Source organism: uncultured Ferrimonas sp., assembly GCF_947489035.1.
In the GTDB taxonomy this organism is placed as follows: Bacteria; Pseudomonadota; Gammaproteobacteria; order Enterobacterales; family Shewanellaceae; genus Ferrimonas.
Map to the genome: position 1 here is coordinate 85,609 of NZ_CANLCI010000017.1, position 6,909 is coordinate 92,517.

General features: G+C 54.5%; 5 protein-coding genes. 2 read left to right on the top strand and 3 right to left on the bottom strand.

What is annotated here, in order from left to right; all coding sequences use genetic code 11:
* Window positions 1-4: 4 nt before the first annotated feature.
* Together argB and argC are read right to left on the bottom strand one after the other, a co-directional pair.
* Window positions 5-787, bottom strand: coding sequence for an acetylglutamate kinase (gene argB / locus Q0796_RS11770; protein ID WP_298443313.1), 783 nt, complete (start codon window positions 785-787; stop codon window positions 5-7).
* Entirely contained in the window at window positions 784-1,791 is a 1,008-nt protein-coding gene (argC, locus tag Q0796_RS11775) for an N-acetyl-gamma-glutamyl-phosphate reductase (RefSeq protein ID WP_298443315.1), read from the bottom strand. The genes argB and argC overlap by 4 nt, the downstream gene beginning before the upstream one ends.
* 389 nt (window positions 1,792-2,180) lie before the next feature.
* On the opposite strand from argC, the gene ppc reads away from it, so the two are divergent.
* Together ppc and Q0796_RS11785 are read left to right on the top strand one after the other, a co-directional pair.
* Window positions 2,181-4,820, top strand: coding sequence for a phosphoenolpyruvate carboxylase (gene ppc, locus Q0796_RS11780; protein WP_298443318.1), 2,640 nt, complete (start codon window positions 2,181-2,183; stop codon window positions 4,818-4,820).
* A gap of 2 nt (window positions 4,821-4,822) precedes the next feature.
* On the top strand, window positions 4,823-5,368 hold the full coding sequence (locus Q0796_RS11785) for a DUF1439 domain-containing protein (RefSeq protein ID WP_298443321.1): 546 nt from the start codon (window positions 4,823-4,825) through the stop codon (window positions 5,366-5,368).
* Window positions 5,369-5,375: 7 nt separating this feature from the next.
* Here the strand turns inward: Q0796_RS11785 and Q0796_RS11790 are convergent, their stop codons facing one another.
* Window positions 5,376-6,668, bottom strand: coding sequence for a CinA family nicotinamide mononucleotide deamidase-related protein (locus Q0796_RS11790; protein ID WP_298443324.1), 1,293 nt, complete (start codon window positions 6,666-6,668; stop codon window positions 5,376-5,378).
* Window positions 6,669-6,909: the final 241 nt, after the last annotated feature.

Below are 6,909 nucleotides of genomic sequence, written 5' to 3' on the forward strand. Positions count from 1 at the left end.
CTCCTTATGCCTGCGCGCTGGCGCTGATTACGGTGCCAACCGGCTCGCCTTGGATCAGCGCAGCCAGTTGTTCGGGGTAGCGCCAACTGGCCACCAAAACCTGATTGTTTATCGCTTTCGCGGCAGCCAACGCCGACTCCACCTTGACCTTCATGCCACCTTCAATCACCCCTTGGGCGGTCAACGTGGCCGCCAATTGCGGCGTCAGCTGTGGGATTAATTTGCCTTTGCCATCCAGAACGCCAGAAACGTCCGACAACAACACCAACGGTGCCTGCAACAACTGGCACAACGCCGTTGCCGCTTGATCCGCGTTTACGTTTAAACGCTGGCCGTTGCTGTCGACCGCAATCGAACTGACGATGGGCAGCATCCCTTGTTGCAATAACAAAGTGGGCAGGCTGGCGTCTTGCGGTTGCACTTGGCCCACCATTCCCAGTTGCGGATCCAGTACGGTAGCGGTTGTCATGCCGCCATCGGCCAAAGACAGCCCCACCGGCGTTAACCCCGCGGCAATGGCCGCCGCCACCAAGGCGCTGTTCGCCCCTCCGGCTAAAGCCGCTGCCACTACAGGGATCTGCTCTGCCGGCGTAACCCGTAAGCCCTGATGTTTGCTGCTGCTAAAACCGTGGGCCTGCAGATGGCTGTCCACTAAGGTGCCACCACCGTGCACCAGCAGCGGCTGCCAGCCTTGGCTATTCAGGGCCGCCAAGGTGCCAAATAAGCGCTCAATGCCCACCTCGCAATCCAATAATGCGCCGCCAACCTTAATAATCATCGGTTTCATAGCTGTTCCGCCTTATCAAAACGAATAATCATGCACTGCAGCGCTTGGCTTGCGGCGCCTTTTAATAGGTTATCGATGGCACTGGCAACCACCAGCACCTGCCGTTCGCTATCAAGCTGCCACGCCAACAAACAGTTGGGGCTGTAGGCTACGTCATCCACTTTGGGCCATTGCCCTGCTGGCAACAGATTCACCACCGGGCTGTGTTGATAGTGGTTATAGGCTTGGGCAATTTGCGCGGCGCAAGTGCCCGCTGTTACGTCGACGCTAATGGTGGCCAAAATGCCCCGTTTAAAGGCACCAAGATGAGGGGTGAAGATCACTTCATTGCCCAGCTGCTGTTCGATCTCAGGCTGGTGCCGATGGCCCAACACCCCATAAGGGCTAAGGCTGACCTGACAGAAACTGTTGGTTAATCCCGCCTTACGCCCCGCGCCTGAAACACCACTGACCGCATTAATCACCGGCCGAGTATTGGCCGCAATCAGCCCCGCCTGTTGCAGCGGCTTTAAGGCCAATAACGACGCAGTGGGGTAGCAGCCCGGCACGGCAATCAACTGCGCCGTTGCTATCGCCTGTTGCTCCCACTCAGCCAAGCCGTAAATCGCATCCGGCAGCAGCTCTGGCGCAGGGTGTTCAAAGCCATAAAATTTGGAATAGATGGCCGCATCAGCAAAACGATGACCACCGGAAAGATCAAAGACCACCAGCCCTTGCGCCAATAACTGTGGCGCTAATTGCGCACTGATTTGATGATCCAGTGCCAAACATACTGCATCTACATGCTGGCTAAGTTGCGCCAAAGCAGCATCGGTTAACGGCAACAGTGACAGCGCCACCTGCCCCAATAAATGAGGGTACAGTTGCGCTAATGGTTTGCCTTGATCGGCACTGTGGGCGGACACATAAAGATGGGTTAATTCAAAATCTGGGTGTTGGCTGATTAACTGCGCCAATTGCGCGCCGGTGTAGCCAGATCCCCCGATCACCGCGACCTTCGTCATGGCTCGGCTCCTTGCAGAATGTCTTGCGATAGAAAATAAAATACAGAGACAGCGTGGCGACTGCATTGATGCAGCGCAGCTAATAGGCGGGAGTTATCGTCGTCGCAGTAAAGTCATCAAATTCGGGGTTTTCATCGTCAACATTGGCTTATTCCTTAAACACCAGCACACCTTACCCACAACCAACTACCCATGCAACCATTGTGCATAATTATATTGTTAATTTTTCTCTCCGTTCGTTGTAGCCAATGAAAACAAGTTACAGATGCGACTAAAAATTACGATAAACAGATGCAATTTGACCCCGCAGAATCATCAAGCTGACTTGACCAAGTCATGCTTAAGCCACAATATCGATAGGTTGATATTTATTTTTAGGGAGAGGGAAGATGACGGATATGTATGCCCAGCTTCGATCCAACGTGCACTTACTGGGAACCATCCTTGGCGATACCATGGAAGCCGAGCTCGGCAGTGAGTTTTTAAATCGGATTGAAACCGTACGTAAACTTTCTAAAGCTTCCCGTAACGGCGACGAAGGGGCCCGCGATCAGTTACTGCAAATGCTCGGAGAGCTGCACGATGATGAGCTGATCCCGTTCGCCAGTGCCTTTAACCAATTTCTTAACTTGGCTAACATCGCCGAGCAATTTCACTCGATCTCCCGCAATTGTGACGAGTTAGTGTGTGTTCCTGATCCTGTGGAGATGCTGTTAGGGCGTTTGCTCAACGGCAAACTGCAACTGCCGCCAGAGCAGCTATTAGTTGAACTGGAAAAACTGGAAGTGGATCTGGTGCTAACCGCGCACCCAACCGAGATCACCCGCCGTACCTTAATTAATAAGTACATGGCGTTGATTGATAACTTGGGCGAGCGCGAGAACCCACAGCTGTCGGAGCGAGAAACCGCCCGTAACCAGCTGCGATTGCGTCAGCTGGTGGCGCAGATCTGGCACACCAATGAGATGCGAGACGAACGCCCAACCCCGGTAAACGAAGCGCAATGGGGCATGGCCACCGTGGAAGCCAGCTTATGGCATGCCATTCCAGAATTTTTACGCCAGTTAAGCGAACAACTGGAACAGCAAACAGGGAAGCAACTGCCGCCACACATTGCCCCGGTAAAATTTTCCAGCTGGATGGGCGGCGATCGCGATGGCAACCCGTTTGTTACCGCAACAGTCACCGAAGAAGTGCTGCTGCGAAACCGCGTTACCGCAGCCAATTTGTACCTTGATGATCTCAACATTCTGATCAGCGAACTGTCGATGTCGAAAGCCAACGCGGCTTTACTCAGCCACAGTGGCGAGCATCGCGAACCTTACCGAGTGGTGTTACGCCAACTGCGCAATGACCTGTTAAGCACCCTGGATTACCTTGAACAGCGATTAGCCGGTCAGCACCCTGAAATCAGCCAAAGCAACTTAATTTGGCAACAGCAAGATCTGATCGCCCCACTGCAATTGGCCTACGACAGCTTAATTGACAGTGGCATGCACCTGATTGCCAACGGCTTACTGTTGGACACCTTGCGCCGCGTGCATGCCTTTGGTTGCACCTTGGTGCGCGTGGATATTCGTCAAAGCTCCGATCGCCATGCCGACGCCATCGCCGAGATCACCCGCTACCTTGGCCTCGGTGATTACAATCACTGGCAAGAAGATGAAAAGCAAAGCTTCCTACTGCGCGAGTTGTCCTGCAAACGGCCACTGTTCCCACACAATTGGGTTGCCAGTGCCGAAACCCAGGAAGTGCTCGACACCTGCAAGATGATTGGCCAGCAAAGCGAAGAAGCCTTGGGCTCTTACGTGATCTCGATGGCAACGTCGCCATCGGACGTACTGGCCGTCGCCTTGCTCTTAAAAGAGTGCGATTGCCCCTTCACCATGGCGATTGTGCCGCTGTTTGAAACCTTATCGGATCTGGATAACGCCAGTGACGTGATGGAAAAACTGTTCAGCCTTGATTGGTACCGCGGTTATTGTCGCGGCCGCCAACAGGTGATGATCGGCTATTCCGACTCAGCCAAAGACGCCGGCGTAATGGCGGCCTCGTGGGCGCAGTACCGTGCCCAAGAAGCGTTAGTGCAAGTGGCCCGCGATGCGGATGTGGCACTCACCCTGTTCCACGGCCGTGGTGGCAGCATCGGCCGTGGCGGCGGTCCAGCCCACGAAGCGATCCTGTCTCAGCCTCCGGGTTCCGTTGAGAGTCGCCTGCGGGTGACCGAACAAGGCGAAATGATCCGCTTCAAGTTTGGCGTGCCCAAGGTCGCGGTACAAAGTTTGGCGCTGTACACCTCTGCCGTATTGGAAGCCACCTTATTGCCGCCGCCAGTACCAAAGCCGCAATGGCGTGAAGTGATGGATGAAGTGGCCGAACATTCGGTCGCAGCCTATCGCCAAATGGTGTGTAACGAGCCGGACTTTGTGCCGTACTTCCGCGCCGCTACCCCAGAACAAGAGCTTTCCGCCTTGCCGCTGGGCAGCCGCCCGGCTAAGCGTCGCGCCAATGGCGGGGTAGAATCCCTACGCGCCATTCCGTGGATCTTCGCGTGGACCCAGAACCGACTCAATCTGCCTGCGTGGCTTGGTGCCGGTGAAGGCTTAGCGGTGATGCTCGAAAATGGTCATCGCGACACCTTACGCGAGATGTCGCAACAGTGGCCGCTATTCCGTACCCGAGTCTCCATGCTTGAGATGGTTTATGCCAAAGCCGAGCCCAATCTCGCCCGCTACTACGAGCAATTGCTGGTAAGTAAAGACTTACACCATCTTGGTGAAGACTTACGTCAACGGCTGCAGCTAGGCATCGATTGCGTACTGGATTTGACTCAAACCGATGGCTTGATGGACTCTACCCCATGGAATAAAGAATCGGTGGCGGTACGTCATGCCTACATTGACCCGCTAAACTTCCTTCAAGCTGAGTTACTGCGCCGAGTGCGGCAGGAACAAGACAGTGAACACTTACGCCAAGCGTTAATGCTTACCATGGCAGGGATCGCCGCTGGCCTTCGTAATACAGGATAAGTATGAAACTAGCCCACGTGGTGATATTGGCAGCCAGCACAATGCTGGCTGCTTGCTCAACCAGCTACAGCGTCAGCGAAGGCGAGCTGGAAAACTACCTTAACCAGCAGTTGCGTAAGCAGCATAAAAGTCAGGGTAATAAAGAGCTTGGGGCCGAACTGGTGCTGGGGGATAGCGAAGTGGACATTGGCGCAACGCCAGACACCATTGCGGTTACCAGCAGCGCCAGAATCAAACTCAATACACCAATCATCCCACTGCGGGCAGGGCTGAGCTTTACCTTTAGCGCTAAGCCTTATTACGATCCTGTTGATAAGGCCATCTACTTAAAAGAGGTGGAGCTAACCGAAATTTCGGCCAGCCCACGCCAAGTAGAGCAGATCCTTAAACCGCTGGGGCAGCAGACCAGCCAATGGGTGAGCGTTATTCTGCAAAATCAGCCGGTCTATAGCTTAGATCAGAGCGATTGGCGACAAGATCTGATCGGAAGGTTTGGCCGAGAATTGAAAATCAAACCCGGTAAACTCGAGTTTGTGCTGCAACCCTGAGCCCAAGTTACTCGCTTTGACACTGCTCTAAGCGAGTAAAATAACCGTAATCGGCACAAACCGATTCACCTCGGAGGTGGCGCCGCACCATATCCAGCGCCACCGTTGCCGCCAACTTCCTCACCCCATCACGGCCATGACGTTTATTGCCTAGGCGCAGCATCTGCGCCACATAGCCACCACGGTAGGCCAAAGCAAACGCCACCGTGCCCACCGGTTTCTCCTCGCTGCCACCATCAGGCCCAGCAACACCCGTAATGCTGATAGCAATGTCGCTATCCAGCTTAGCCCGTGCACCTTGCGCCATCGCCATTGCCGTTGCTGTCGAAACCGCGCCGTGTTCTGCCAATGTCTCTGCGCTTACGTTCAGCTCACTCTGTTTCGCGGCATTGCTGTACGTTACCCAACCGCCTTGTAAATAAGCTGAGCTGCCCGCCAAATCCACTAAATTACTGGCCACCATGCCGCCGGTACACGATTCCGCAGTCACCAACTGTTTTCCTTGCACCAACAGCAACTGGTGACACGCCTCAGCCACGCTATATACGTTATCCCCTAACCACGCATCACCTAACGCCGTCCGCACCTCATCAAGCAGCTGCAGCCAACGTGCGTCGGCAACCTTACCACGGCGCAGTAGCTTAATTTCAATGTAAGGCATTGAAGCGCGGTAGCCTAAATCGACACCGTCAGGCAACGACACCGACGCCAATTGCTCAGCTAATGCCGACTCGCCGTGCCCCGTAGTCAGCATCCGATACAGCTGCGACGGGGCCGTAATGGCAAACTCGCGACTAAGCCAAGGCAGGATCTCACCGTTCATCATGGTCTTCAGCTCAGTAGGTGGCCCTGGAGTAAACACAAACCACGTCCCTTGCCAGCGCACCCGAAAACCGCAAGCGGTGCCAACGGGGTTATCCACCATTACCGCCCCCGATGGCAGCAGCGCCTGCTTATTGTTGCTTGCTGGCATCGCTCGGCCATTGCGCTCAAACCAAGCCGTAATGGTATCGAGCCAACCTTGATGCAACACCAGTTCTACGCCCATTGCTTTCGCCATCGCTTCACTGGACAGATCGTCCACCGTTGGCCCCAAGCCGCCATTGATCAACACAACATCGGCGATCCCAGCGCTGCGCGTAAACGCAGCAACCAGATCATCCATCCGATCCCCCACCGTAATCCGCGAATGGATCTCTACCCCTGCCTCTAACAGTCGCTGGCCTACCCAAGCGCCATTGGTATCGACAATTTGGCCTGACAGCACCTCTTCGCCGGTGCAGATCATCTCAATATGCATTGCTCATCCCTGTATGTACGTGCTCATCGCTGATTTCCTCCCAGCATACCGCTCTATACGCAAAAGCCCGAGTCGAATGACTCGGGCTGGGCAAAAAGAACATCAATCAACGGTGCTGCTTGGTTATCAGCACTGCAGAGATCCCGCCGAAAACATCGCTAAACACTAAAACACCCAAACGAAAAAAGCCCCGTCCAAAGGACGGGGCTTGATTCTAAATAAGTGTCTGACGATGACCTAC